General features: G+C 60.8%; 22 protein-coding genes. 10 read left to right on the top strand and 12 right to left on the bottom strand.

The window, feature by feature from the left end:
- Positions 1-590: 590 nt before the first annotated feature.
- From HMPREF3160_RS03835 to HMPREF3160_RS03865, 7 genes are all read right to left on the bottom strand, one after another.
- The gene (locus HMPREF3160_RS03835) at positions 591-2,330 is read right to left on the bottom strand and encodes an LpqB family beta-propeller domain-containing protein (protein WP_070507129.1); all 1,740 of its coding nucleotides are present in this window, start codon (positions 2,328-2,330) and stop codon (positions 591-593) included.
- Positions 2,327-4,138, bottom strand: coding sequence for an MtrAB system histidine kinase MtrB (gene mtrB, locus HMPREF3160_RS03840; protein WP_141739813.1), 1,812 nt, complete (start codon positions 4,136-4,138; stop codon positions 2,327-2,329). The genes HMPREF3160_RS03835 and mtrB overlap by 4 nt, the downstream gene beginning before the upstream one ends.
- Before the next feature lie 67 nt (positions 4,139-4,205).
- Positions 4,206-4,886 carry an MtrAB system response regulator MtrA gene (gene mtrA / locus HMPREF3160_RS03845; protein ID WP_035754442.1) on the bottom strand — a complete coding sequence of 227 codons (681 nt, stop codon included), beginning with the start codon at positions 4,884-4,886 and terminating at the stop codon, positions 4,206-4,208.
- A 96-nt stretch (positions 4,887-4,982) separates the two neighbouring features.
- Positions 4,983-6,287 carry a hypothetical protein gene (locus HMPREF3160_RS03850; RefSeq protein WP_141739814.1) on the bottom strand — a complete coding sequence of 435 codons (1,305 nt, stop codon included), beginning with the start codon at positions 6,285-6,287 and terminating at the stop codon, positions 4,983-4,985.
- Positions 6,288-6,309: 22 nt separating this feature from the next.
- Positions 6,310-6,675: a chorismate mutase gene (locus HMPREF3160_RS03855; protein ID WP_052048209.1), complete on the bottom strand. Its 366-nt coding sequence runs from the start codon at positions 6,673-6,675 to the stop codon at positions 6,310-6,312.
- 9 nt (positions 6,676-6,684) lie between these two features.
- On the bottom strand, positions 6,685-7,824 hold the full coding sequence (mnmA, locus tag HMPREF3160_RS03860) for a tRNA 2-thiouridine(34) synthase MnmA (protein ID WP_070490546.1): 1,140 nt from the start codon (positions 7,822-7,824) through the stop codon (positions 6,685-6,687).
- A 148-nt stretch (positions 7,825-7,972) separates the two neighbouring features.
- Positions 7,973-9,211 carry a cysteine desulfurase family protein gene (locus tag HMPREF3160_RS03865; RefSeq protein ID WP_070507134.1) on the bottom strand — a complete coding sequence of 413 codons (1,239 nt, stop codon included), beginning with the start codon at positions 9,209-9,211 and terminating at the stop codon, positions 7,973-7,975.
- Positions 9,212-9,353: 142 nt separating this feature from the next.
- Here HMPREF3160_RS03865 and HMPREF3160_RS03870 point away from each other — a divergent pair, with 142 nt between their 5' ends.
- Genes HMPREF3160_RS03870 through HMPREF3160_RS03880 form a run of 3 tightly spaced genes read left to right on the top strand, consistent with a single transcriptional unit; the run spans position 9,354 to position 11,475 of the window.
- Positions 9,354-10,355 carry a J domain-containing protein gene (locus HMPREF3160_RS03870; RefSeq protein WP_070507136.1) on the top strand — a complete coding sequence of 334 codons (1,002 nt, stop codon included), beginning with the start codon at positions 9,354-9,356 and terminating at the stop codon, positions 10,353-10,355.
- A 30-nt stretch (positions 10,356-10,385) separates the two neighbouring features.
- Positions 10,386-10,892: a tRNA (cytidine(34)-2'-O)-methyltransferase gene (locus HMPREF3160_RS03875; protein ID WP_052048208.1), complete on the top strand. Its 507-nt coding sequence runs from the start codon at positions 10,386-10,388 to the stop codon at positions 10,890-10,892.
- A gap of 16 nt (positions 10,893-10,908) precedes the next feature.
- A complete protein-coding gene (locus tag HMPREF3160_RS03880; RefSeq protein WP_070507138.1) occupies positions 10,909-11,475 on the top strand; it encodes an anti-sigma factor domain-containing protein in 567 nt (188 codons plus the stop codon).
- Between the two features lie 101 nt (positions 11,476-11,576).
- On the opposite strand, the gene HMPREF3160_RS03885 is transcribed toward HMPREF3160_RS03880, so the two are convergent.
- The 4 genes from HMPREF3160_RS03885 to HMPREF3160_RS03900 all read right to left on the bottom strand — a co-directional run bounded on the left by HMPREF3160_RS03885 (position 11,577) and on the right by HMPREF3160_RS03900 (position 15,980).
- Entirely contained in the window at positions 11,577-12,467 is an 891-nt protein-coding gene (locus HMPREF3160_RS03885) for a PIG-L deacetylase family protein (protein ID WP_256173924.1), read from the bottom strand.
- Positions 12,468-12,479: 12 nt separating this feature from the next.
- On the bottom strand, positions 12,480-13,451 hold the full coding sequence (locus HMPREF3160_RS03890; RefSeq protein ID WP_035754435.1) for an electron transfer flavoprotein subunit alpha/FixB family protein: 972 nt from the start codon (positions 13,449-13,451) through the stop codon (positions 12,480-12,482).
- A 79-nt stretch (positions 13,452-13,530) separates the two neighbouring features.
- Entirely contained in the window at positions 13,531-14,337 is an 807-nt protein-coding gene (locus tag HMPREF3160_RS03895) for an electron transfer flavoprotein subunit beta/FixA family protein (RefSeq protein ID WP_070507140.1), read from the bottom strand.
- Positions 14,338-14,507: 170 nt separating this feature from the next.
- Positions 14,508-15,980 carry a S1C family serine protease gene (locus tag HMPREF3160_RS03900; RefSeq protein WP_070507142.1) on the bottom strand — a complete coding sequence of 491 codons (1,473 nt, stop codon included), beginning with the start codon at positions 15,978-15,980 and terminating at the stop codon, positions 14,508-14,510.
- Between the two features lie 129 nt (positions 15,981-16,109).
- On the opposite strand from HMPREF3160_RS03900, the gene HMPREF3160_RS03905 reads away from it, so the two are divergent.
- The 7 genes from HMPREF3160_RS03905 to HMPREF3160_RS03935 all read left to right on the top strand — a co-directional run bounded on the left by HMPREF3160_RS03905 (position 16,110) and on the right by HMPREF3160_RS03935 (position 24,111).
- Complete coding sequence (locus HMPREF3160_RS03905) at positions 16,110-17,744, top strand: coiled-coil domain-containing protein (RefSeq protein ID WP_141739816.1); 1,635 nt, start codon at positions 16,110-16,112, stop codon at positions 17,742-17,744.
- A gap of 181 nt (positions 17,745-17,925) precedes the next feature.
- A complete protein-coding gene (locus HMPREF3160_RS03910; protein WP_052048207.1) occupies positions 17,926-18,759 on the top strand; it encodes a PspA/IM30 family protein in 834 nt (277 codons plus the stop codon).
- A gap of 149 nt (positions 18,760-18,908) precedes the next feature.
- A complete protein-coding gene (locus tag HMPREF3160_RS03915) occupies positions 18,909-19,877 on the top strand; it encodes an ABC transporter ATP-binding protein (protein WP_083285395.1) in 969 nt (322 codons plus the stop codon).
- A gap of 4 nt (positions 19,878-19,881) precedes the next feature.
- A complete protein-coding gene (locus tag HMPREF3160_RS03920; RefSeq protein ID WP_218078953.1) occupies positions 19,882-20,646 on the top strand; it encodes an ABC transporter permease in 765 nt (254 codons plus the stop codon).
- Complete coding sequence (locus HMPREF3160_RS03925) at positions 20,583-21,776, top strand: sensor histidine kinase (RefSeq protein ID WP_218078954.1); 1,194 nt, start codon at positions 20,583-20,585, stop codon at positions 21,774-21,776. Before HMPREF3160_RS03920 ends, HMPREF3160_RS03925 begins: the two co-directional genes overlap by 64 nt.
- Positions 21,773-22,378, top strand: a complete 606-nt coding sequence (locus tag HMPREF3160_RS03930; protein ID WP_070507147.1) for a response regulator transcription factor — start codon at positions 21,773-21,775, stop codon at positions 22,376-22,378. The genes HMPREF3160_RS03925 and HMPREF3160_RS03930 overlap by 4 nt, the downstream gene beginning before the upstream one ends.
- Positions 22,379-22,485: 107 nt before the next feature.
- Positions 22,486-24,111, top strand: coding sequence for an inorganic phosphate transporter (locus HMPREF3160_RS03935; RefSeq protein ID WP_070507149.1), 1,626 nt, complete (start codon positions 22,486-22,488; stop codon positions 24,109-24,111).
- Between the two features lie 181 nt (positions 24,112-24,292).
- On the opposite strand, the gene HMPREF3160_RS09975 is transcribed toward HMPREF3160_RS03935, so the two are convergent.
- Positions 24,293-24,433, bottom strand: coding sequence for a hypothetical protein (locus HMPREF3160_RS09975; RefSeq protein ID WP_176744695.1), 141 nt, complete (start codon positions 24,431-24,433; stop codon positions 24,293-24,295).
- Between the last annotated feature and the right edge of the window lie 130 nt (positions 24,434-24,563).

The following is a 24,563-nucleotide window of genomic DNA, read 5'->3' on the forward strand; positions in this document are numbered from 1 at the left end:
ACCGCAACAGGTCCCGCAACCGATTGCAAAAGGTTCCACGTCCGCTCAACGGCAGGCCCAAATCGTTCGATCAACCCCAGCCCACCACGCGTCTTTGCCGCCAGCAAAACATTAGAGACGATCCCGGAGTACGGTGCCGCACACACCACCGGGGCCGGAGAGCTCGGGGCTAGAACATCAAATTCGCGTAGATCATCAACTACCGCAGGGTGCAACAGAGCCTTGCCTAAGCGCGAGGAGCATTCCGGACACAGCGGGCCGGCATCGCTGGTACATCCCACGCACCGAGCAGGCAGAATCGCACGTGCTGCCTCACTCACTGCCTGGCGCATCGTGGTTCCGGCAGGCCCAAACCATACGGCATCAGCGGCCTCCCGCCACCGCGCTACACGACCGCCAGGGCTGTTGTTGAGTCGCCGCCTGCCGGTTGTTCCGCGCTTGTCGGTTCCACCGGTTCCGTCTAAGCGCCTGCTTGGTGCCGCCATGTACTCAGCATCGCGCACCGCACGCCGCACTCAACCGCGAGAAGGAAAAGATGTGGACAGAACACCGGGAAACCAGACCTGTGAATAGGCAAACGCAGCAACTACTTAGCCTGCGTAGGAAAGCTGGCTTCCGTCTCTGCGAACCTGCCGCCATCCGTTAGAGGTGCGCTGATAGAGGCCGTCAGCGTTCTCTGCATACACATCCTCGGGGCCCACACCCACCGTCAGGTGCGTTAGCCCCAGCAACGGTTGCCGCCACATGCTCGTTTCGTCGTTGAGGCCGATCTGCTCAACATCCACCCGGGCCGTGGAATCGGGTTTATACACAACCAGGTCGGCCGCCCCGATCCACTGCACGCGTGTCGGGTTCACGGTGGTCTTTAACCTCAGCGGGCTCGCTAAAGCTACCGGACGGTCAGTCTTGGTGCGTTGAATACCGGATACCTGCAAGCGTTCGCCATCAGCGTCCGTGAGCGTAAACGCAAGCCGTGCTCCGTCCGGAGAAACCCGCACCGAGGTCACAGAGGTGTTAGGTTTCATGTCCAACTTCATGCGGACCGTTTTCCCGTTCGAGGAATCGTAGGCCACCACGCCCTCAGGGTCCGATGTCCACACCCACCCGAAGCTATCCATCGACGGCGCGGTCATGACCGGGCCGCTGGCGAGCTCCTTGTACGTTCTTTTCTCACCGTCCACGGCCAGAAGCCGGGTCTGTTGGGCCGCTAAGACCGCGTATTTGGTGTCATCTTCTGGCTGCATCGCCGGAGACGACAGCCCCGGGCCTAAAGTCGAATCCGTCTCAATGAGTGTGCTGTTGGAATCACGCACACGCACCAAAAGGTCGTTCTGAAGCCCCACGAGCTTATCCGATACCTCGGCTTCGACAACAGGTGGATTGCGTTCAGCATCAGCGGAAACCTTCAGCTCTTGCTGATCCACCGACATTGAGACCTGATTGACCGAGGACAATTCGTTCAAACTCAGGTCCAGTTGCCGCATCATGAGGCTACGTTGCCGGTCATCAGCGCCAGCAACAACACCCTCCGGAACATCAACCTGAGCCATGCCGTCCTGCACGGGCACAGCCTGCCGGGCAAGTTTCGCATCGCGCGGGAACGCGCTCGAGACCGAACCCTCAAGATAGGGCGCAGGGCCATGCAGTAGCGCGGTCACGACAGCGGTAGCCATACCTTGACGGCGCGCGAACCACCGAACATCCGGCACCACGGCCGTGAACTGCGGGTTATAGAACGCGAGCTCTACAGGTTCGTAGGCGCGTTGGAACAGCTGCGATTCAACCACTACGCCATCGGGCACCTTCGAGATGCGCCATTCCCCGTTTTCTTTCAAAACCTCAAATTTGAGGTTGCGTGGTTTAGGGTTCTCAGCATCGGTTTTCACACCGTAGGCGTCGATCGTGCGCAGCACGCGAGGGTTCGCTTCCAGAGCGCTCGCGCCCTCCCCGGAACGCTTCACCTCAGGTGTTGAGTCAGTGACGATGACTTCATGGGTCGGGTTCCATTCAGGCGCCTTCTCTGCAGTCAGGAAGCTGCGGGCCACCGCCCAGTCATCCTGTGAAGAGACACCGGCGGCGAGGAAACCCCTCACGATGGTTTCTGGTGAATCCCCCGGGGACGGGCCAGGCACATCGAAGGTATAGCTTTGTTCCCCGCCACTGCGTTCGCTCGGCTCCAACGTTCCGACAGGCCCCGCGGTGGGGATGCTCCCGCACCCAGCCAGGACGGTAGCGAGCACAACGCTCAGCACGGACATCAGCACGATGCGCCAGCCACGCGAGCCTGTGTTGCAGCTTGCGTTGTGGCTGGGTGAAATCAGCGAGGTCATGGCGCGTCACTCCCCTCAGGCGATGCCGGCTTCGTCGATGCTGCTGTGTGCTGGGCTGCTGTGTTCTGAGTTGGCGTGTTCTGTGTCGCTGCGTGCTGCGCGGTCGTCTTCTGTTCCGTCGCTTTCGCCTCCGCTGCTTTCTCCTCCGCAGCGGGCAGTTGGATCGGGTTGGTGTCGGTGTTGACTGCGGCTTCGATAGCGCCAATCCTCTTACCGTAGGGTCCCAGCGGCAGCGGGGAGACGGTGATTTTCTCGCCGAGGGTTTTAGGCAGTGTCAGGCGGAAGGTCGAGCCTACGCCAGGTTTACCCCATGCCTCGAGCGCACCGCCATGCAAGCGTGCGTCCGCCCGCGCAATGGATAGGCCAAGCCCCGAGCCGCCGGTCGTGCGTGCACGGGCTGGGTCTTTACGCCAGAACCGTTCGAAGACCCGCACCGCATCTTCTTCGCTCAGGCCAATGCCGTGGTCTCGTACGGCGACTGCAACCGCATCGGAGTTCTCAGCGATCAGCACCTCGATCGGGTTGCCTTCGCCGTGTTCGACCGCGTTGAGGATCAGGTTACGGATGATGCGTTCGATGCGGCGTGGATCCATTGACGCATAGACCCCACGCTTGTTTTTATCAGCACCCACGATGGTGACTTTGACGGGCGAGCCAGCTTTGTCTGCCCACGGTTGGGCTGTGGCCATCGCGCGGGAAACGACTGCTTCGACATCGGTTTTCGTCTCCGCCAGTTGCGCGGCGCCGGCGTCGAAGCGGGAGATTTCGAGCAGGTCATTCAGCAGGCCTTGGAAGCGTTCAACCTGGTCATAGAGCAGTTCGGTTGAGCGGGCGTTGACGGTGCTGAATTCGTCGCGGCTGAGGTAGAGGACCTCAGCGGCCATACGTACCGTGGTCAGTGGTGTGCGCAACTCGTGAGACACGTCAGATACGAAGCGTTGCTGCATCTGTGAGAGCGCTTCAAGCTGCACGATCTGTTCGGCGAGTGAATCCGCCATCCGGTTGAAGGACGTAGACAAACGCGCAAGCTCGTCTTGGCCTTGTACTTCCATGCGTTCATCGAGCCTACCGGCCGCGACCTTCTCGGCGGTTTGAGCGGCTTCCGCGACAGGCTGCAGCGAACGACGGGCCACATACCAAGAAATACCGGTGATGATGAGCAACAGAACCGCGCCGCCACCGAGCAGCACGCGTTGAACCAACACGAGGGTGTCAGCTACTTGCGAGAAGTCATAGACGAGGAATAGCGCGTAGTCGCGGCCCGGCGGGACGGTGACGCGTTTACCGAACGCAACCCCGGGTTTGATCTCGCCTTTTTCCCCGGTCAGCTCGACCGATTGCCAGTAGATGTCGGAGCCGCTGGAGACCTGGTTCTGTAGATCATCGGTGATAGCCGCCGATGCGACTGATGAGGTGTCCTGGCCTGGAACCCAGTAGGCGGAAGCACCTGGCAGGAGCCGGAACACGACGTCGCGGCGCACCGCGACACCGTCGCCTTGCATGCCGCGCAGAGTGTCCATCACGAGGGTGGATGCGGCGTTGGCGTTGGTGGTCGATGCGGAAGAGAACGCGGAGTCCGCTTGTGCGAGCCCGCGGGTCGCTTCAGCGGAAACCTGCTCAAGACGTTCTTCGAACAGGCCCTTGGAGATCTGGGCGCTCAAGAACCCGCCCACAAGAATCTCGGCAAGACCCACCAGGACCACAGTGATTCCCACGGTTCGGAACTGGACGGAACGCCGCCACAACCGCAAACCGAGGCCAAACCATCTGCGTGGATCCCATTTGGAGTGCGCGCTCGGATCGGGCACCACCGTGCTTCGGCGGCGCCTGCGCACTAAATAACGGTTGGGTAGGGCTGCTCGCCTACCCTTCGGTTTAGTTCTGGCCAGTCTTATAACCTACCCCTCGGACGGTCAGAACGATCTCTGGGTTTTCCGGGTCACGCTCAACCTTGGAACGCAGACGCTGAACGTGCACGTTCACAAGCCGCGTGTCTGCGCTTTCGCGGTAACCCCACACCTCATTGAGCAGGTCTTCGCGCGTGAAAACCTCGCCCGGCTTGCGGGCCATGGTGGTCAAGAGATCAAACTCCAGTGGGGTCAGTTGCAACTGCTCGTCCCCACGGAAAACCGTGTGGCGCGCCACGTCGATCGTGATGTCTTTGACCGTGAGTTTGCTACCGTCGTGGCGTTGCCCGCCGCCACGCAAGCGTGCACGGACGCGCGCGAGCAGCTCCGCCGGTTTGAAGGGCTTAGGGATGTAGTCATCAGCGCCCGCCTCGAGCCCGCGCACCACGTCCTGCGTGTCTGATTTGGCGGTGAGCATGATGATGGGGACGTCGGATTCTTCACGGATTTCACGGCAAATCTGGATGCCGTCTTTCCCGGGAAGCATCAGATCCAGCAGCACAAGGTCTGGTTCGCTGCGGCGGAACATCTCGACAGCTTGCATGCCGTGATGGCAGAAAACCGGCTCATGTTCATCGTTCTTCAAAACGATGCCGATCATTTCCGCCAATGCTTCATCATCATCAACGACGAGGACGTGTCCCTTCATTTCCCGCATTCCCTCACATCTGACGCATCGAATCCACCGAACCGTGGCCTATGTATCTCTTATCCTATGTGATCAGCACATAGAAACTCGGTTGGGTCAACCATGCGCGATGTCGCTAAATTTTTGCGCTAGATCGTTCAACCTGGTGAGCCCGCGGCCAAGCTGCAAGTCGGTGAGCTCGGGCGCCGGTCTTCCTTGGGCGGCACCGGGCGTGGTTGCCGCCGATGCGGGCGCCGCGGAACGGAAACCGTAGCTGGCTTGCAGGGTTATGCCAAGCAGGTGGCGGGGTTCCAGCCCGGCTTGCCGCAGCGGCTCCAACAGCTCGTCTGCAGTGCGGGTGAGGCAGGATTGCCCAGTGCGGGCGAGGGTTCGGGCCTTTCCATCGGCTAGCGGTTCATTCACGGCACTCTCGGGTAGCGGCGCAAGCACGCGGCTACCGGTGTGTTCCCCATCGGCGAGCGCTTCGATGGTTTCCAGTAGGTTTTCCGCCGCGTGGGCATCCTCCGGCCATGAAACGGTTTCGAACCCGACCGAGACGCCGCCGTTGTTTTTCTCCACAGCCTTCGCAATGGTTTGCGCGCGCCCTCGCGCAGCCTCAGGAAGCCACACGGTCACCGTGTTCTCGCGAGCTAGGGTTTGCGTTTCGCTGCCGGTGGTCCGCGCTGCAGTTAGTGCCGCTGCCGCATCGGCCATGAGGGATTCCCACCATTGCTGGTCCAGGTGCGCAAGCCTGCGGTATCGGGAGCTGGAACGCCACGAGCCTGCGAACGCGTGGTGCGCATCGGGATCGATGATCCGCACCACCGGCGTGGCGCCGGGCAGTGAAGCGAGTTGCGGCACTAGCTCGGTGATGCCTTCGCACCAGGCTTGCGCGATGTCGGTGCGGGCAGCGTGGTCGGAAGCTATGGGCTCGCCGTTCGGTAACGCCAGCCGGTGCATCACGGTGGCTGGCCCCATCACGGTGACGCTGCGATGCCCGAGCGGAGCGTCTTGGGCGTCATCCGCGGTGAGCTGGATGAGCTCACGCAAGCCGTTACTCGCCCGGCGCATCGCGATCCCAGCTTTAGCGCGGGTTCCGGTCAGCCGCCATCCGTGCGCTGTGAGGTCCACCGGCAACCCGGACAGATGCGTGATGGTGCGCTCCCACGCGGTGTCTGACGGCGACTCCGGAAGAGGCAGAACGTGTGGGCCGGATTCGAGTCCGCCAAACACCTCGTTGAGTAGCTGTGTTGCCCGCAATGGTGTTGCACGTAGCGGGGTGTGAGTTTGTGCCTGGCCCGGTGTGCGTGCCTGGGCGCGCGCCTGGGTACGAACCTGCGGCGCGCACACAACACCCTGCCACGCAATGCCCTGCTCGGTGTCTGCTGAACGCTCGGGAGCCGTAGAAGTAGAAGAAGTCATGATCACAATCAAGCCTGCCGGCTCAGTTGCGTTGTTCGGAGATCGCCTCGTGGTGGCGAATCACTTCAGCGATGATGAAGTTCAGGAATTTTTCGGCGAACTCCGGGTCTAGCTGCGCGTCTTTGGCAAGCGAGTGCAAGCGGGCGATCTGGGCGGCTTCACGCCCGGGGTCGCTTGGCGGGAGTTGGTGTTCGGCTTTGAGGTGGCCTACTCGCTGGGTGCATTTGAACCGTTCTGCGAGCAGATATACCAGCGTCGCGTCAATGTTGTCGATGCTGCCGCGGATCCGCAACAGTTCCTGCATCACGGCAGGGTCAACAGTGTCAGGTAGCGAGGATGCCGCCGGGTCCCATTCGTTGGTCACGATGCCTTCGTGTTGATCGCTCATAACCTCACCCTACGCAGTGAGTGCGGCCGGATTCCACGTTGATGAATGGGCTGAGGCAATTGTTGCTTGCCCAATCACACGGTCCCCGGTGTAGAGGACCATCGACTGGCCTGGTGCTACCCCGTTGAGTGTTTCTTCCAGCTCGGCTTCTACGCGGCGGCCGTGTTCGTCGTCGGCGACCCAGCGGGCGCGGCCCGGTACAGGTTTTCCGTGGGCGCGAACCTGGACGGTGACGTCCATCCATGCGCCGCTGGCGGCCTCGGCAGGTTCCGCACCCGCGAATGAGACGCGAATGCCACTGAGCCGATCCACGGCGAGCGCCTCTTTGGGACCGACAACGACTTCGTTGGTTTTCGGCCGGATCGAGAGCACAAAGCGCGGCTTACCGTCAGGTGCTGGGTGGCCGATAGCGAGCCCGCGGCGCTGCCCTACGGTGAAGGCTTGGGCCCCTTCGTGTTCGCCTACTTGGGTGCCTTCTTGGTCGATGATTTTGCCTGGCTGCATCTCGATCTGTTCGGCGAGCCAGCCGCGGGTGTCGCCGTCTGGGATGAAGCAGATATCGTGCGAATCGGGTTTCTCTGCCACGCCGAGGCCGCGGCGTTCAGCTTCCGCGCGGACCTCCGCTTTGGTGGGTGCGTGTGCCAGCGGGAACCAGCAGTGCGCGAGTTGGTCCTCCCGCAGAACACCCAGAACATAGGACTGGTCCTTGGCCATATCGGCGGCTCGGTGCAGGGTTGGGCGGCCGTCACCGTCCTGATCCACGCGGGCATAGTGGCCGGTCACGACCGCATCGAACCCTAGCGCGATCGCTTTATCAAGCAGGGCTTCGAACTTGATTTTCTCGTTGCAGCGCAGGCACGGGTTCGGGGTGCGGCCGGCGGCGTATTCGTCGATGAAGTCATCCACCACATCGGCTTTGAAACGTTCGGAGAAGTCCCACACATAGAACGGGATGCCGAGGGTTTCGCATGCACGGAACGCGTCGTTGGAGTCTTCGATGGTGCAGCATCCACGCGATCCGGTGCGTAGGGTTCCGGGCATGCGTGAAAGGGCGAGGTGGACACCCACGACGTCGTGGCCGGCTTCAACGGCGCGCGCCGCCGCTACGGCGGAGTCCACGCCGCCAGACATTGCGGCCAGAACCTTCATGAAATCCCCCTCAAAACTGTGGCCGGTCAATTCTGCTCAAGGCTGTGCGCAAGGGCAATTCTCTATTGTTTCATGCACCACCGGTGATGCCGTGATCTTTGTAGGCGCTAGTGGCGTTTGCGGGCGGTGCCAGCAATGCATGCGCGGGCTAACCGGCGCCTCTGGCTTGAGCGATGACCCCGGGGAGGGCGTCGATGAGCGCCTGCACTGATTCTTCGGTGGTGAGTGGGCCCATGCTGAAGCGTTGCACATCGGTTGCGTCTTGTTTGCTACGGCCCATCGCTAACAGGACGTGGGAGGGCTGCGCCATCCCGGCGGTGCATGCGGAGCCGGTCGAGGTCGCGAACCCGAGGCTGTCTAGGAGGAACAGGACCGAGTCCCCCTGGGCGCCTGGGACGCTCAGATGCACGATGCCGGGCAACTGCTGCGCTGAGTTCCCGCCACGTGATGCCCGGTTAGCGGCTGCCTGGACGCCGGATACGGTCGCGTTGGGGATGGTTGTGGTGATCGCGTGGACCAGTTTTTCCCGCAGGCACTCCAGCCGTTCAATCTCTTGGTCGAGGCTTGCTTGCGCGGCGGTCGCGGCAGCGGCGAAGGCTGCCGCGGAGGCGACGTCGGCAGTTCCGGAGCGTAGGCCACGTTCTTGTCCGCCTCCGTGGATGTGCGGTGTGAGCTGGGCGGTGCGGCGCACAATGAGCGCCCCGATCCCCACTGGCCCGCCGAGTTTGTGAGCGGTGATGGCCGCGGTGGTGATAGCAGGATTGTTCAGCTGTGTAGGGGTGTGTCCGAAAGCCTGCACCGCATCCGTGTGGAAGGGCACACCGTGCTCGGCAGCGATGGCTGCGGCTTCTTCGACTGGCTGGATGGTGCCGACCTCGTTATTCGCCCACATCAGGGTCGCCAGAGCGGTGCGTTCCGGCGCGTATGCTAGCGCGGCACGCCACGCATCGAGATCCACCACGGCATCCTCGGTGACCAGAACCAGCACGGGTTCGGCGCCGTGGTGTTGGGCGAGGTATTCGATCACATCAAGCACGGCAGGATGCTCAATCCCGGTATAGATGATGCGCGGCCGGGCCGGCTTGCCCACAGCTGGCTCCGGCTTGGAACCGGGCACTGCGTTGCGTTTGGCGTAGAGGCCCTTGATTGCGAGGTTATCGGCCTCGGTGCCGCCTGAAGTGAACACGATTTCAGCGGGATCAACCCCGGCGGCGTGCGCGAGCTCGATGCGCGCGGCATCGTGGATACGGCGAGCAGTGCGGCCCGCGGTGTGGAGCGACCCCGCGTTGCCGATAACCCCCATATGCTCGATGAGCGCGGCACGTGCCGGCTCAGACAGCGGGGTGGTTGCGGCGTGGTCGAAGTAATGGATCGGCTGATTCCTCACCCTCCCAGCCTAGCCCCGCTCCCCTGGCTGGCACTGCTGGCTCACTCCAGCCTGGTTCACTCCAGCCTGGTTCGTCCACCCTCGCTCCCCAGCGCTCACCGTGTTCCGCACCCGATGGGTGAGGTAAGGCAGAATATTGACTATGTCCGCCAGCCGCCGTCAAGCTTTTGAAACTCTCGGTCTACCCCCTAACGCTGACAGCCAAGCCATCCGTAAAGCGTTCCGTGCGCTTTCACGTACCCATCACCCGGATCTCGGCGGCGATCCCGAAACGTATCAGGCGATCACCACCGCCTATACGGTCCTGACCGACACTGCCGCTGCGGCACAAGCCGATACCGCGGCCGCTAGAGCTGCGACCGCACAGCCGCCAGCGAGTCCTTCTGCGCGGTCGAAGTCCGCGCCGTCTGCCCAGCGTCCAGCGCAGACCCGGCACGCATCGGGCGCTAGCGGCGCCGCTTCACGCGCCAACAGCACGGCCGCACACAACACAGACAACCGCTACACACCATCTGGCCCTGCTTCCCAGGACGTCACCTACGACGGCGCCCACCCTGCATTGAGTGAGCGTGACGCGCACACGCTCGTGCGGGGCTCTATCCGCCGTCGCAGCTTATTTGACCGCGCCGTCTACCGCGAGGCGCGCACCGCGGCCGTCATGGATCTTTTCGAACGCATCCACGAACACGTTCCTGCGGCCCGCATGGTGCTGGGCGTCCGCATCGACGGGACGGATATTGAAGCAGTGATTTTTGCTGGCCACCGTCTGCTCGCGGTTGATGTTGAGGCTTCCGTGGATGCCGAACACGCGTGGGATGGCACAACACTGCGAGCGAATGGGAAGCCCCTGGCTTATACCCCAGACCACGATGCGGTGCATGCGTTGGAACGCAAGATCGGCGGCAGCCGCGCTGAGGCGTTGCATGTGTTGTTCGTTCCGGGGCGTTCGGCTCAACATCCGGTGGTGAACCGGGTGGGCGCTACTGCGGGCGTCACGGGGCCTTCACCGATTGCGCGTGCCGCCGGCGAGGGGATTGCTTATCTTGCAGGTGGCCCGAACCCCAGTAGCATCAACCTTTCTGTGTATGGTCAGTTGCTCCAGTTCGCAGGACGCGACACACACAAAAAGAACACCGTTCCGTGATCAAACCGTTACATTAGCTAAACTGGCGGCGTGCTACGCATCGTCTTCAATACTCCTGAGATCCCCGGCAACACCGGTAACGCGATCCGGCTCGCTGCCATCACCGGCGCCGAACTGCATCTTGTGGAGCCGTTGGGTTTCGATTTTGAAGACGCGAAATTGCGCCGCGCTGGCCTCGATTATCATGATCTGGCTGTGGTTACGGTGCATCCGGACCTGGATACTGCGTTGCAGAAATTGGGGCCGGGACGTGTTTTTGCTTTCACTACTGACGGACACACCCGTTATGACACCGTGACCTACCGCGAAGACGATATTCTCCTCTTCGGTAAAGAGTCCTCCGGACTCACCGAAGAAGAAAAGAACCATCCGCGCATCACTGAACGTCTCACGATCCCGATGCAGCCGGCCCGCAGGTCTCTAAACCTCGCGAATTCGGCTTCCATCGCTGTCTATGAGGCGTGGCGGCAACACGGGTTCCCAGGTTCCCGGCCGCTGGATGCGGCACCTGCTGATCTCACTATTGGAAACGTTTAAGGAAAGGCTTACAACCATGAACCAACTGAATGAAGCCGACCTTGACGTACTCGGTGACTTTGAGGAACTCGACGGTTTTGAGGATCAAGAACACGGCCGTAGCCGCCGCAAGGCGCCTTCGGCGGGCAAGATCGCGGTCATCAGCGTCATCACGGTGGTTGTGCTCGCTGTGATCGGTTTCTTCGCGGTGCGTGCCATGTGGCCGTCTTCTGAAAAGATCGCAGGCGAGGTCGCGCAAGAGGTTCTCGACGCCCCGGACGCCCAGACCCACACCGCTAAGTCGAAAGACGGCGAGATTGAGGTGGTCACTAGCGCGGAGTTGAACTCGTACGCGGTCAAGGTCAAGGGTGTCCCTCACGCTCCGCAGAACAGCGAATACCAGCTGTATCTAAGCGACAAAGACAACGCGCTACGCCCCTCCACCTTGCTAGGTGGGCAGCCGAACGATGAGTGGGTCGGCGTCCGCAACGAACTCAACACGACGCGTGAAATCCACGTCACAATCGTCACCGAAGGCGGGCAGCAACGCCCACCAGCCAACGATGTGGTTGCCATCCAGATCCCGGAAGGCGCCGGTAAGTAGCGCGGATAGCGGAGGTGCTCGCTAGCGCCGCAGTAGAGGGCCACTAGCGGCAGGGCAGAGGGCCAGTATCGCCGCTGCTAAAGGCCGACTATCGGGACAGCTTAGAAACCGGCGATCGTCTCGGCGGAGTTCACGCACACCGCGTGGAACGACTCCGCCGCTTTCGCATCGTCCGAGGCGGCGCGTTGCTGGGCGATGCGTGCGGCTTGGTGCCGCACAAACTGTTGCATCTTCTCCACATCCGGGTGTTGGGATGCGTGCTTGAGAAGGGCCTCGATCTTGGTTTCGAGGCTCGCTGTGATGTCCACGGCCATGTTCGTTAGGCGCCCCGGTTGCCCGAAGTACCACAGGTGACGCAGTTTGTGTGGCTCGAGGCCCGCTTCCAGTAGCTCCGGGTATGCGTAGGGGTTCTCCAAGGATGGATACACTGCGTGGGTGACCGCTTGCCCTACAGCAAGGTGGTCAGGATGTGATTTCTGGAAGCTCGTGTAGTCCCGCTCAGGGTGGTGGGTCAAGATCAGGTCCGGGCGCACTCGGCGTCCGATCTCCACGATGTCCTTGAGCAGCTCATCACTCACGTGCAGGTCCCCGTCCGGGTAGTCCCAGAACTCGACCGAAGCGATCCCCACAACCTCTGCCGCTTCCCGCTGTTCCTCCCGACGGCGCGATACAACATCATCGCCGCGGGCCTCATCGCTGAAACCGCCGGCGCCCCCGCCGGTCACCACGGTGAGGTGGATGTCGATGCCGCCTGCCGCCCACCGTGCCAGTGTTCCAGCGGCGCCGAAGTCAACATCGTCTGGGTGCGCTGTCAGCACCAGAACCTTCGATATACCCACCGGGGCGCCTGTGGCCGGGTCAAGCGCGCCAGCGCCTTCTACCCCGGCGCCCTCTACCGCAGCGCTCGCTACTCCGGGGCCCTCTACCTCGGCCGTCGAATCCACGGCCGTCGAATCTACTGACATCGAATTCACCGACGCTGAAGCGTTCACGACACTGCCCTACTATCCCTGTTGTTTACGGGCGCGGATAGCTTCAGCAGCTTGAGGTAGGACCGTGTTCAGATCGCCTACGATACCGAAATCAGCGATATCGAAAATAGGGGCGTCCATGTCAGTGTTCACCGCGACGATCGTGCCGGACTGGCGCATGCCCGCAACGTGGTGCACCGCACCTGATATACCGGCTGCGATATACAGGTCAGGCCGCACCGTGGCGCCGGTCTGCCCCACTTGTGTGTTGTGTGGGATCCAGCCTTCATCGGTCGCATCACGTGTTGAACCGACCGCGCCGCCGAGGGCGTCAGCGAGCTGTTCGACCGGGCCGAAATCGCCGTCGGTACCGCGGCCGCCCGAAACCACAACTCGGGCCGAGGACACGTCGGGGCGTCCGTCGTAAACCACCGGGGTGCGGGAGATAATCTGTGCGCCTTCACGCCCGCCCGTGCTCAACGTAACCACCTCGGCGGTCTGTGCGGCAGCCTGCGCGGAAGCGGGAACGCCCGGAACCAGCGTTAGGAAAGCGGTCGCCGTGGTGGGGCGCACTGCAGAGCTCCACTCCCCCGAAAGCACATCCTTACGCACCGCAAGACCCGAGGCCGCGGTGAGTGGGCCTTCAGTTGCAGGCTCAACGGCGGAAACTTGAGTGATGAGCGCCGACTCCGTAAGCGCGGCCGCACGCGCCATGACTTCGGTTTCGATCGGCTCGATGCTGCTGAGCACCGTCACGGCCTCGCTTGCACGCACGGCACCGACCAAAACATCGGCCTGCCCCACCGCAACAGAGCCCGACGGATCCTGTTCAGCCGCATACACCCGCTGAGCGCCCGCGGCACCCAACGCCGCGACCGCATCGGCTGAGACGGCCGAACCCACGGCAACAGCAACGGGCCCTAAACCGGCCGCAACACCGAGAACTTCCTGTTGGGAAGCCGAAAGCTGCGGCCCAACAGAATCCAGATACACAAGAACAGTCACAAGAAACTCCAGAAACGTCTAAAACCCGATACCGAGAAACTCTGCCGGCCGCAGACACCCCGCCTGCCGCGCACGAGGGTTAGAGCAGATTATTTTCAGCTAAATACTCAGCCAGCGCCTCACCAGCTGCACCATCATCAACAATCACACGGCCCGGTTTACGTGCCGGAACCGGTTCCGCAGCAGTCACAACAGCAGAGGCCGCAGACGCCCCCACCCAGTCAGCAGACAAGCCGAGATCCGCAAGCGTGACCGTGTCCGTCTTCTTCTTCCGGGCGGCAAGCATCGACTTGAAGTTCGGGTAGCGCGGCTCATTAGCCTGATCCGTAACCGAAACCACCACCGGCCAGCCGCTAGCAACCTCAAGCACCTCGCCGATACCCTGGCGGCGGCCACGCAACTGGCCCGCATCAAGCTCAAGCGAATCCAGCATCGTCAGCTGCGGCCAGCCAAGACGCGCGGCGACCAGGGAAGGCATGACACCCATCTCCGCGTCAGTGGATTCCATGCCGAAAACCACAACATCCGGGTTCTCGCCCCGGATCGCGGCCTCCAAAACACGAGAGGTCGACAACGCATCAGAACCAGCCAACTCGTCATCCAGAACATGAACGGCCCGTGTTGCTCCCATCTGCAGGGCCTTCTTCAACGCGGCTTTAGCTCCGTCTGGGCCCATCGTCACAACAGTGACCGGGCACACCTTGTCCCCGCCAGCAGCCTCAGACAACGCGACAGCCGCCTCGATGGCGTTCTCATCCAGCTCAGACAAGATCGACTCCTCACGAACCAGGCGGTTCTCCGAATCGAACTGCCGCTCAAACTGAGCATCAGGAACGTACTTGACCAAGACCATCACATGCTGTGGGCTCGTCTCGGCTGTACTCATGTTTTCACTCCTGCTCGCAATGAACACAAACTGCTCTCGATGAACAAAAAACGGTGGCTTATACGATGCCTTCCGTAGTCCATCGTATAAGCCACCGCCCGCATCGTGGCATCCCGCAGCCAGAAAGTAGGCGTCCACGCTGGCTGATTGATGCGAATGCGCTCGTTGATTTATGCGTCAGTGCCACCCAATGTGGCGTCCATGGTGTGTTCCTCGCCGTTGCGTTTGACTGTCACCTTGACGGTAGCGCCCTCCGGGTAGGAACGGATGGTCGCGGTCAGGTCAACGGCGTCATTCATGCGTTTATCGTTCACCTTGGTGATGACGTCATCCTTCTGGATGCCTGCTTTCGCAGCCGGTGAGTCAGGTACAACCTCGGAAACCACCGCGCCTTCCGTGAAGATCGTGGAACGGCCCGCGTTTGAAGGCTGAGCACGCGCCATCAGACCGAGCTGGCCGTGGGTCGCTTTACCGTTGCTCATGAGCTCTTGGGCAACACGCTGGGCGATGTCGCCTGGCACGGCGAAACCAAGGCCGATAGAACCGGATTGGGCGCTTGGCGAGTAGATCGCTACGTTCACCCCGATCAGCTCGCCCTTGTCATTGACGAGCGCCCCACCGGAATTACCGTGGTTGATCGAGGCGTCAGTCTGCAACACGTTGATCGAGATACGCCCGGAAGGTTGCTGACGCTGTTCTTGCCCGGGGATCCGGAACTCCGGCAGGTCTTTATTGTTGGGGTCATCTTCCGGGGTCGATTTGACCGCCGAAGATGCGATCGAGATCGAGCGTTCACGGTTAGAAATAATGCCGGTAGACACCGTGTTCGGAAGCCCCAACGGCGCACCGATCGCGACCGCTTCCGAGCCCACGTTCACATCGTTCATATCAGCGAACTTGATCGGGGTGAATTTCGTATCCCCAGGGTTATCGATCTTCACAACCGCGAGGTCATAGAGCGGGTCTTGGCCCACCAATCTGGCTGGATAGGTTGTTCCGTCCGAGGTCTGGACCTCGATGGTCGCTTTATCTGAAGCACCGCTGAGCGTTGCGACGTGCTGGTTGGTGAGTACGTAGCCGTCTTCAGAAATGAACACACCCGAGCCTGTGCCGGACTGTTTGCCATCGCTTGCGGAGATCGTGACGACGGATGGCATCGCGGTTGCTGCCGCGAGTGAAACCGGGGTCGCGGACTTGGGGTCACCACCGAACTGTTCCTGATAAGCCTGTTGCGCGGCAGGGCTGTTCGCGGCGGGGTTCTGTCCGGAGTCAGAGTGGTTGAATGCAACCACACCCGCGCCGGCGCCGCCGCCTGCAACAGCACCCAGGATCAAAGCCCCCGCAACGATCCCCCAACCGGGACGCCGCGATGTGCCGCGTTGCTTCTTCTTACGCCCACCAGACGGTTGCGACTCATGTGGCTGCTGACCCAGCTGCTGCGTGTAATACTGCGGCGACTGCTGGGTCTGCGGCGACTGCTGAGTCTGCGTTGGCTGCTGAGTCTGCGTTGGATGTTGAGTCTGTACCGGCTCTTGTTGCTGTTGCGGGCCGGGGCTTGGTGGAGGCGGCTGAGTATGTTGCTGGCCTGGCTGGTTCTGATTGCCGGGGTAGCCCTGTTGGCCGGCTGGATAAGAATTAGACATCTGCGGGCTTTCTCATAGAGATGATCAAAACTTCTACGAACAGAGTAGCGATATCCCCTGAAAAGCGGCTGGACGGTCAATCCGCGGTTTCTTGAAGCTCACCGAAAGAATGCTTGATGAGGGGCCGTTATGTGGAAAACTTTGAATATGGCGCTTCTCATCGACATGCTTGATTCCTCGACCGTGACCGCGGCACAGGCCTTCGCATCGCACGCTGTTCCAGCTCAGTTCAACGCGGCGCAGGATGCCGTGATTCGGGATAGTTTTGAACGTACCGCTTCAAGTTCGTCTCTGTTCGGCTTGTTGATTTTCTTCATTATCGGGTTTGTGATCACGGCCGTTGTTTTCAACATGAAGGGTTCGAAGGCGCGCAGGGAGCGGCGTGAGAGGTGGCGGAACTCGCCAGGCTGGGGCGCTACCGGCCTGCCGGTGGGTGGCGTGCCGGAGGATGCGCCGCAGGTTCTGTCCGCTGAGCAGCTGGATGCTAAACGTAAGGACGCCTCCGCTGCCTTGATCGCCGCCGATGAGGCGGTTCGTGCCGCAGGCCAGGAGGTTGATTTCGCGGTCGCTGCCTATGGTGAGGAGAAAGTTGAGTCTTTCCGCGCATCATTGGATGAGGCCCGTGCTGATTTGTCTGCTGCGTTCGAGCGGCAGCAGTTACTTGACGATGACACCCCTGATTCCCCGCAGGATCAGAACGCGTGGCTTGAGGAGATCCTGCAGCGCACCAAACGAGCTATCGACACGTTGCAGGCTCGCGCTGACGAGTTCAGTCAGCTCCGTAACGTGGAACATGATGCGCCGCAGCGTATCGATGAGCTCAATGCCGCGTTGATGCAGCTAGTGGGCCGGCTCGAGCAGGGCCAAGCGAATTTGGGTGGTATCGAACAGGAATACACCGCAAGCGCTCGTGAGCGTGTGGATGGTGTTGTCAAGCGGGCAACGGGCCGTTTGGAAGACCTTTCTGCAGCGTTGAATAATGCCCGTACCGCGTGGGGTTCCGGGAACCAGCCGAGCGCGGCACTTGCGATTGTTCAAGCCGAAACCGCGCAGGTGGATGCCGAGGCCCTGGTCACTCGTGTTGAGACGGTCAAGCAACGGCTGGCTACCGCCCAGCAGGAGTTGCCGCAGCATATTCATCAGGCTGAGAAGGATATCGATGCGGCACGGGCGATGGTGGATGCTGGCCGTTCCGCGTTGCAGGGCCCGGCTGATCGTTTGGACCGGGTGATCAAGAAGATCTATAGCCAAATGGATGCTGGCCCGCATGATCCGATTGCGTTGACGGATGAGCTGGCAACCGCGCATGATGCGTTGAGTGATCCGCTCGGCCAAGCGCAGTCGGAAGATGAGAAGCGTGCGGGCGCTCAGGCGCGCCTGGATGATCTGGCGAACCGTGCTGCTGCCCGTATCGAGTCTGTTGAGGATTATGTTCGCGCGAACCGCAACAAGGTGGGTTCCACCACTCGCACGCGGCTTTCTGAGGCGCAACGGTTCTTGAACCAGGCGATGGATATGCGCGCTACTGACCCAGTGACGGCGGCTCAGCACGCTGACCGTGCGCTCAAGCTCGCTGAGGCTGCAGCGCGTAACGCCGAGGCGGAAACCGCCAGCCGTAGTGATCAAGATGACCCGCTTGAGAGCGTCTATAACATCTTCAACCCGACGTTCTCCGGTTCACGCAACGGGGTTCCGCGCATCACGTTCGGTTACGGTTACCCCAACGACAACCGGCGCAATTCCAGACGCCGCCGCCCGTACTGATGCAGCCCTGGGGCGTTAGCAACCGCGCATTAATGCGCGTTGACGCTGGCGATTTTCGTGCCACTAGCGAACTTTGCGCCGCGGCCTCTACTCATCGATCAAGAAGCACACTAGTCTGAAATCTGGATGTTTCTCGTCTGATCATTCATCAGCTTTCCGCCATCATCATTGAAGGAGAACCATGGCAAAGAAACAGTCGATCCTTGGCCGTATTGGCCAGTTGGTCCGTGCGAACATCAACGCGATGATCGACAACGCGGAGGATCCGCAGAAGATGCTGGATCAGATGATCCGCGACTACACGGACAACATCCGCGAAGCTGAAGCGGCTATCGCGACCACGATCGGTAACTTGCGCCTGGCTCAAGAGGACCACCAGACTGACGTTAGGGCCGCTCAGGAGTGGGGCCAGAAGGCTCTCGCTGCGTCGAATAAGGCTGATGAGTTCCGTTCTCAGGGTAATTCCGCGGACGCTGATAAGTTCGATAACCTCGCCAAGGTTGCACTGCAGAAGCAGATGGCTGCTGAGAACGATGTGAAGGCCGCTGAGCCGGGCATCAAGGCTCAGGAGGATGTGGTTGAGCGGCTGAAGAACGGCCTTGCTCAGATGAAGAACAAGCTTGAAGAGCTGCGCACTAAACGCAACCAGCTTGTTGCCCGCCAGAAGTCCGCTGACGCTCAGAGCAAGGTCAACGAGGCTCTCGGCTCGATCGACATCATGGATCCGACCAGCGAGATCTCCCGTTTCGAGGAGAAGATCCGCCGCCAGGAGGCACAGGTTCGCGGCCAGCAGGAACTGCACGCATCCTCGATCGATTCGCAGTTTGAGCAGCTTGAGGACCTCGGCGAACAGACTGAGGTTGAGGCGCGTCTCGCTGCCCTCAAGCATGGCGCTGGCAAGGGCGCACCTAAGGCTGTTGAGTCCCAGGCTGGCGGCGGGCAGGCTAGCGGTGGCAAGATCGACGAGGACTTGACTCCGGAGCAGCTCGAAGCGCTGCGTAAGCTCGAAGGCTAAGCCCGGTATAGACACAGCCAGAAGGCCGGTTCCCTCATGTTTCGAGGGAACCGGCCTTCTGCTGTGTTCGCGGCCCATGACAACTGTCATGGGTAAGTGGTGACACCTGCTATGCGTGCGTTCCTCGCTGGCTCATTAGCGTGAATTGCATGAAGAGAACACACCTGACGAGGGAACAGAATTCTCCCGCTATAGAACTCACCCCAGCTATAGAACTGCGCGGAGTGAACAAAACCTTCAACGCGCGTTCAGGCAATCCCGTGCACGCTTTGAAGGACGTTAGCCTCACGGTCCAGCCCGGTGAGATCATTGCCCTGCTGGGCACTAATGGGGCCGGCAAGACCACGCTGGTGGACCTGATTCTGGGGCTCACCACCCCATCGTCCGGGTCTATCAAGGTCACGGGTCAGGCCCCTCAAAAAGCGGTGTATCAGCAAAAGATCAGCGCCCTCATGCAAACCGGTGGCCTGCTCAGCGACCTCACGGTCAAGGACACGTTGAAGATGATCGCTTCGACCTTCCCGCGCCATCTGCCTCTGGATGAGGTTATCGAGCAGGCGCATCTGGAACCGATCTATAAACGCCGCGTCGGCAAGTGTTCCGGCGGTGAGCAGCAGCGGATCCGTTTCGCGTTGGCGATTCTCGGCAACCCGGACGTCCTCATTCTTGACGAGCCGACCGCCGGCATGGATGCCGGCGCTCGCCATCGATTCTGGGAGTCCATGAAGCATCAGGCTGAGCAGGGCCGCACCATCATCTTCGCGACCCACTACCTGGAGGAAGCAGACCAGTTCGCCCAACGCATCGTGCTGATCAACAAGGGCGAGGTCATCGCGGACGGCACCACCGATGAGCTGCGAAACATGAGCTCCAACCGCACGGTGAGCGCCACGTTCCCAGGCGGGGTCCCGGAGTTATCGGGGTTGCCAGGCGCGGAAAGCGTTGAGGCTCACGGCAACCGTGTGCACATCACAACCCAGGATTCCGATGCGCTTGCCCGGTACTTACTGACCGAAACTGACGCTTGTGACCTTGAAGTGACAAGCCACGGCCTCGAGGACACATTCCTCGCCCTGACGCAGAACAGCGGCCAGACCCAGAACAACGAGGAGGACTAAGCACATGTTGAGCACTACGTTGAGGTTCACCGGGCATGAGCTGTTGCGTCTGCGCCGGGACATGACCACGATCTTCTTCAGCGTCGGGCTACCGATCTTCTTTTACCTCATCTTTGGCGCGTTGCAGAGCTACGGTGAGCAGGAGATGAACGGCGGTAACCTCGCCGCGTACGTGATGCTGGGCATGGCTTTTTACGCTGGTGTGGTTGGTGCGGTCGGTGCGGCCGGTTCATCCGTGACGGATAGCCGTAGCGGGTGGGGCCGGCAGCTCGCTCTGACTCCCCTACGCCCGTGGCAGTTAGCTTTCGCTAACACGGTAAGTATCGCTGTGCGTGCGGTGTTACCGATCGCCGCGGTATTCATTGTCGGGGCCCTCACGAACGCGAAAATGCAGCCCGAACAGTGGGCGTTGACGTTCATTGCGTGCGTTCTGTGTTCGATCCCGTTCGGTTTTTATGGCTTGGCGTGGACGCTCGTGGTCCCTAAAGAGAACACGGTGGGGATCGCTACCGGCTCCATTGTGATCATCGCTTTCGCTGCCAACATGTTCATGCCATTGACGGGGGCGTTGCTGGATATTGGCCGGTTCACCCCGATGTATGGCGCCATGATGCTGGTTCGGTGGCCGCTGGCCGAGGGCGGGCAGGTAGCTGGCATGGGATTTACATACGAGCCGATGTGGCACGCCTGGGTTAGCATCTCGGTATGGACGGCGATCTTCGTGGGCTTCTGCCTGATGATGCGCAAACGCGACAAGAACCGAAGCTGATGCACCCTTTCAAAAACTTCCAGCTCAACAACGCGATCTTCGCCGCGATATGGCTCGTTTTCCTGGCCGCGGTCTTGGTCCAGGTTTACTTGGGGGCGGGCTATAGCGCCAGGGATAAGGTGTGGATGACGGCGTGCGTGGCCGTCTTTTCAGCCTTCTATTTCTGGGCGTTCGGCTCGATGGAGAGCCATCCGAGCGGCTGGAGTCAGTTCTCTCGGGCCATGCTGCGGTGGGCCGTCTTGCTGGTGATTGCGTTGGCGAGCGTTCCAGTCATCAAGACAGGTGTGATCAGTTACGCGCCGTATCTAGCAGCGATGCTGGGGTTCTCGGTGCCGTGGAGGAAGTCGCTCCCCATCGTGGCCGCGACTGGTGTTGTTGGCACTCTCGCGGTGTGGTTTGTAGCGCCGGAGGATCTTGGCTGGTCATCGCTGGTCTTGTTCGCGACGCCGTTCCTGTTGGTCGCGGTGGGTGTTTTCAGTCAGTACGATGTGTCTCGCTATCAGTTGCAGCATGAGCTTGACCTTGCTCAGCAGCGGGAAAACATCGCTACCGACGTGCACGATCTTCTGGGGCACTCTCTCACTGTCATCAATCTGAAGTCTGAGGTTGCGCGCCGGGCCCTTCATAACAACGCCGAGCAGGCGGAGAAGGAGCTCAAGGAGATCGCTGAGCTGTCCCGACTGGCGCTTGCGGAGGTTCGCGCGACGGTCACCCAGATGCGCACGCCAACCTTCGCAGGTGAGGTGCAGGGGGCGCGCCGGGCTCTGGAGACGAAGGGCATCACCGCGCATCTTCCGGAACGTCTGACGCCGGCGGGTGAGCACGAGACTGTGTTCTCGTGGTGCTTGCGTGAGCTGACCACAAATGTGGTCCGGCATTCCGGTGCGAACACCTGCTGGGTCAGCGTGAACGCAGATAAGCTGCAGGTGACTGACGACGGCAGCGGGTTCAGCACCGATACCGTGCAGAACCGCGAGGGCGGTCTGGCTGGGCTGCGTGAGCGGGTTGAGGCCGCTGGCGGGCGCCTCATCGTGCGCCGTGAGCACGGGCTGACTAGGGTTCTGATCACGATGAGCGGCGATAGCGAACTGATGCGTGACGGCGCTGTGGTGCAGGAGGCGAGCGAATGAACAGGATTCGTGTGTTGATCGCTGAGGACCAGTCCCTGGTACGCGGCGCGTTGGTTGCGTTGCTGGGTTCGGAGACGGACATCGAGGTTGTCGCGGAATGCGCTACAGGGACCGAGGCTATAGACCTCGTGCAGCAACAACCCATTGATGTGGCGCTACTGGATATTGAGATGCCTGGCCTCAACGGCCTCGATGTTGCCGAGAAGTTGGCTGGGCATCCGTGCCGCTGCCTGATTGTGACGACGTTCGGTAAAGCCGGGTATGTGAAACGGGCGATGAAGGTGGGTGTGGACGGCTTCATCGTCAAAGATACACCACCTGATGAGTTGGCGGACGCGATCCGGCGAGTGCATTCCGGGTTGCGCGTGATAGACCCAACCCTGGCACGTGACAGCTTACTGGTACCCGATAATCCCTTGAGCGAGCGGGAATCTGAGGTGTGTCAGCAACTGTTCCAAGGCAAGAGCGCACCCGCGATCGCGAAAGCCTTGCACCTATCCCCTGGCACGGTGCGTAACCACATTTCCAACATTATGGCGAAAACGGGTGCAGCTAACAGGTTTGAGGCCGCCCACCTCGCTAAAGCGAACGGTTGGATCTAGTCCGCACCAGCTTGTCACGCGGTGTTCACGTATTCCTGCCCTGTATTTCAACCGTCTGCGCCACGATATTGCCACTAGAGCATCCCAGCTCTGGGGAAAGGCTTTCTATGGCGCAGTCACTCAAACCTCGACAAGATTCTTCAGCGCTTCCAGGCAAACACGGTTTCTTAGGCCCAGACCGGTGGTGGCATCTGTCTTTCGGAACTCTCATGGCCGTCACGCTCGCGGTGTTTATGAGCTGGTCCTTCACCTATGTTGATCCGGGCGCGAACAAGGCCGTCCTCGTTCTGACGATCCTTTTCGGATTGTTCATGGCGTTCAACATCGGCGGTAACGACGTCGCGAACTCGTTCGGTACCAGTGTTGGCGCGGGAACGCTGACGATGAAACAGGCGCTCATCATCGCTGCAATCTTCGAGGTCAGTGGCGCGGTGCTCGCTGGCGGCGAGGTTACGGAGACGGTGCGTTCGGGCATCGTAGACCTCAACGCGATCGATCTTGCGCCGATGGACTTTGTGTTCATCATGATGTCGGCGCTGTTCGGCGCGGCGATCTGGCTTTTGGTTGCTTCCCGCATGGGTTGGCCGGTTTCGACGACGCACTCGATTGTTGGCGGTATTGTTGGCGCGGCGCTCGCGTTGGGTTTCGCGACCGGCACCGGTGGCTTCGAAATGGTGCAGTGGAGCGAGATCGGAAAGATCGTGCTCTCGTGGGTGTTGTCGCCGCTGCTGGGCGGCATTGTTGCGTGGGTTCTGTTCGGGCAGATCAAGAAGCACATCCTGGTTTATAACGAGCAGGTGGATGTGAAGCTGCGTGAGCTCAGGCGTGAGCGTGCTGAGCTGCGTACCCGCCATAAGAAGGCTTTTGAGCGGCTCGACGAGCTGCAGAAGATTTCCTACACGAACGCGATGGCCCGTGACGCTTCGGTGTATCAGCGTGAGGACTTGGACCCGGAAGAGCTCGAGTCTGAGTATTACCGGGACCTGCACAGCGTAGAGACCCGCGCTCGGGAGGTTCAAGCGCACCGCGCGCTTGAAACCTGGGTTCCGTTGCTCGCGGCGTTCGGCGCGGTTGTGATCGGTTCGATGATGCTGTTCAAGGGGTTGAAGAACCTCAATTTTGAGCTCAGCTCGGTCGGTAACTTCCTGATTCTCGGGATGATCGCAGCGACTGTGTGGATGGCGGTTTTCATCTTCGCGCGTTCGCTCAAGAAGCATGATCTTTCGCGTTCGACGTTTGTGTTGTTCAGCTGGATGCAGGTTTTCACGGCGTCCGCGTTTGCGTTCAGCCATGGTTCTAACGACATCGCTAACGCGATTGGTCCGTTCGCGGCGATCCTCGATGTTCTCAAAACCGGTCAGATCAACGACGAGGCCGGGGTTCCGCCTGCCGTGATGCTGACCGCCGGCGTCGCGCTGATTGTCGGTCTGTGGTTCATCGGCCGCTTTGTGATCAAGACCGTTGGTTCTGGCTTGACTGAGATGCACCCGGCGTCCGGTTTCGCGGCGGAGCTTTCCGCGGCGGGTATCGTGATGTTGGCATCGGTTATGGGCCTGCCGGTTTCTTCGACGCACATCCTGATTGGTGCTGTCTTGGGTGTGGGCATTGTCAACAAGGCCGCTAACTGGAAGCTCATGAAGCCGATCGCGCTCGCATGGGTCATTACGGTTCCGGTCGCAGCCATCTTGGGCGCGGGAGGCGTGCTTGCCCTGCGCGCCGTCTTCGGCGCCTAACTAAGTAGTGTCCTTGTGGCGGGCAGGTTTTCGGACCTGCCCGCCACGTTTTATGTGTGGGAATTGCCTGACGGCTGGGCAGTGGTTCAGGTCGCAAAGCGGAACGCGTAACCCATATGCTGGGGTGAAGTTGAGAGCCTAGTGACGCAGTTTAGGACGCAACGGCAAGCCAAGCCAGTGGCTACTGTGTGTTGCGTAGATCTTCCAAAGGTTTGCGGTCGTGGGCTGGACGCCAGTCTGGGAGGACGTGCTCGCTGTCTTCAATCTCGTCAATGTGGCGTTCAGTTGCGGGTTTGCCGGGCACGAGTTTGTTACCTCGCACAACGAAGTGCTAAGGCTAAAGATGGAACAAACCGAGGCGGCGGCGCGGATACGAGCCGGCCGGTGTACGAGTCACGCGGTCTATTGGTGTTGAGAATTTTTTATGAACATTATTGACGCTAAGGGTTATC

It is taken from the genome of Arthrobacter sp. HMSC06H05 (assembly GCF_001807395.1).
Classification (GTDB): Bacteria; Actinomycetota; Actinomycetes; order Actinomycetales; family Micrococcaceae; genus Pseudoglutamicibacter; species Pseudoglutamicibacter albus.

What these genes read in the sequence shown, in the direction of transcription:
- HMPREF3160_RS03835 (WP_070507129.1), bottom strand. Translation starts at nt 2,330, where the DNA reads ATGACCTCGCTGATTTCACCCAGCCACAACGCAAGCTGCAACACAGGC.
- mtrA (WP_035754442.1), bottom strand. Translation starts at nt 4,886, where the DNA reads ATGAAGGGACACGTCCTCGTCGTTGATGATGATGAAGCATTGGCGGAA.
- HMPREF3160_RS03850 (WP_141739814.1), bottom strand. Translation starts at nt 6,287, where the DNA reads ATGACTTCTTCTACTTCTACGGCTCCCGAGCGTTCAGCAGACACCGAG.
- HMPREF3160_RS03855 (WP_052048209.1), bottom strand. Translation starts at nt 6,675, where the DNA reads ATGAGCGATCAACACGAAGGCATCGTGACCAACGAATGGGACCCGGCG.
- mnmA (WP_070490546.1), bottom strand. Translation starts at nt 7,824, where the DNA reads ATGAAGGTTCTGGCCGCAATGTCTGGCGGCGTGGACTCCGCCGTAGCG.
- HMPREF3160_RS03870 (WP_070507136.1), top strand. Translation starts at nt 9,354, where the DNA reads ATGTCCGCCAGCCGCCGTCAAGCTTTTGAAACTCTCGGTCTACCCCCT.
- HMPREF3160_RS03880 (WP_070507138.1), top strand. Translation starts at nt 10,909, where the DNA reads ATGAACCAACTGAATGAAGCCGACCTTGACGTACTCGGTGACTTTGAG.
- HMPREF3160_RS03895 (WP_070507140.1), bottom strand. Translation starts at nt 14,337, where the DNA reads ATGAGTACAGCCGAGACGAGCCCACAGCATGTGATGGTCTTGGTCAAG.
- HMPREF3160_RS03900 (WP_070507142.1), bottom strand. Translation starts at nt 15,980, where the DNA reads ATGTCTAATTCTTATCCAGCCGGCCAACAGGGCTACCCCGGCAATCAG.
- HMPREF3160_RS03905 (WP_141739816.1), top strand. Translation starts at nt 16,110, where the DNA reads ATGTGGAAAACTTTGAATATGGCGCTTCTCATCGACATGCTTGATTCC.
- HMPREF3160_RS03910 (WP_052048207.1), top strand. Translation starts at nt 17,926, where the DNA reads ATGGCAAAGAAACAGTCGATCCTTGGCCGTATTGGCCAGTTGGTCCGT.
- HMPREF3160_RS03915 (WP_083285395.1), top strand. Translation starts at nt 18,909, where the DNA reads ATGAAGAGAACACACCTGACGAGGGAACAGAATTCTCCCGCTATAGAA.
- HMPREF3160_RS03920 (WP_218078953.1), top strand. Translation starts at nt 19,882, where the DNA reads ATGTTGAGCACTACGTTGAGGTTCACCGGGCATGAGCTGTTGCGTCTG.
- HMPREF3160_RS03925 (WP_218078954.1), top strand. Translation starts at nt 20,583, where the DNA reads ATGGACGGCGATCTTCGTGGGCTTCTGCCTGATGATGCGCAAACGCGA.
- HMPREF3160_RS03930 (WP_070507147.1), top strand. Translation starts at nt 21,773, where the DNA reads ATGAACAGGATTCGTGTGTTGATCGCTGAGGACCAGTCCCTGGTACGC.
- HMPREF3160_RS03935 (WP_070507149.1), top strand. Translation starts at nt 22,486, where the DNA reads ATGGCGCAGTCACTCAAACCTCGACAAGATTCTTCAGCGCTTCCAGGC.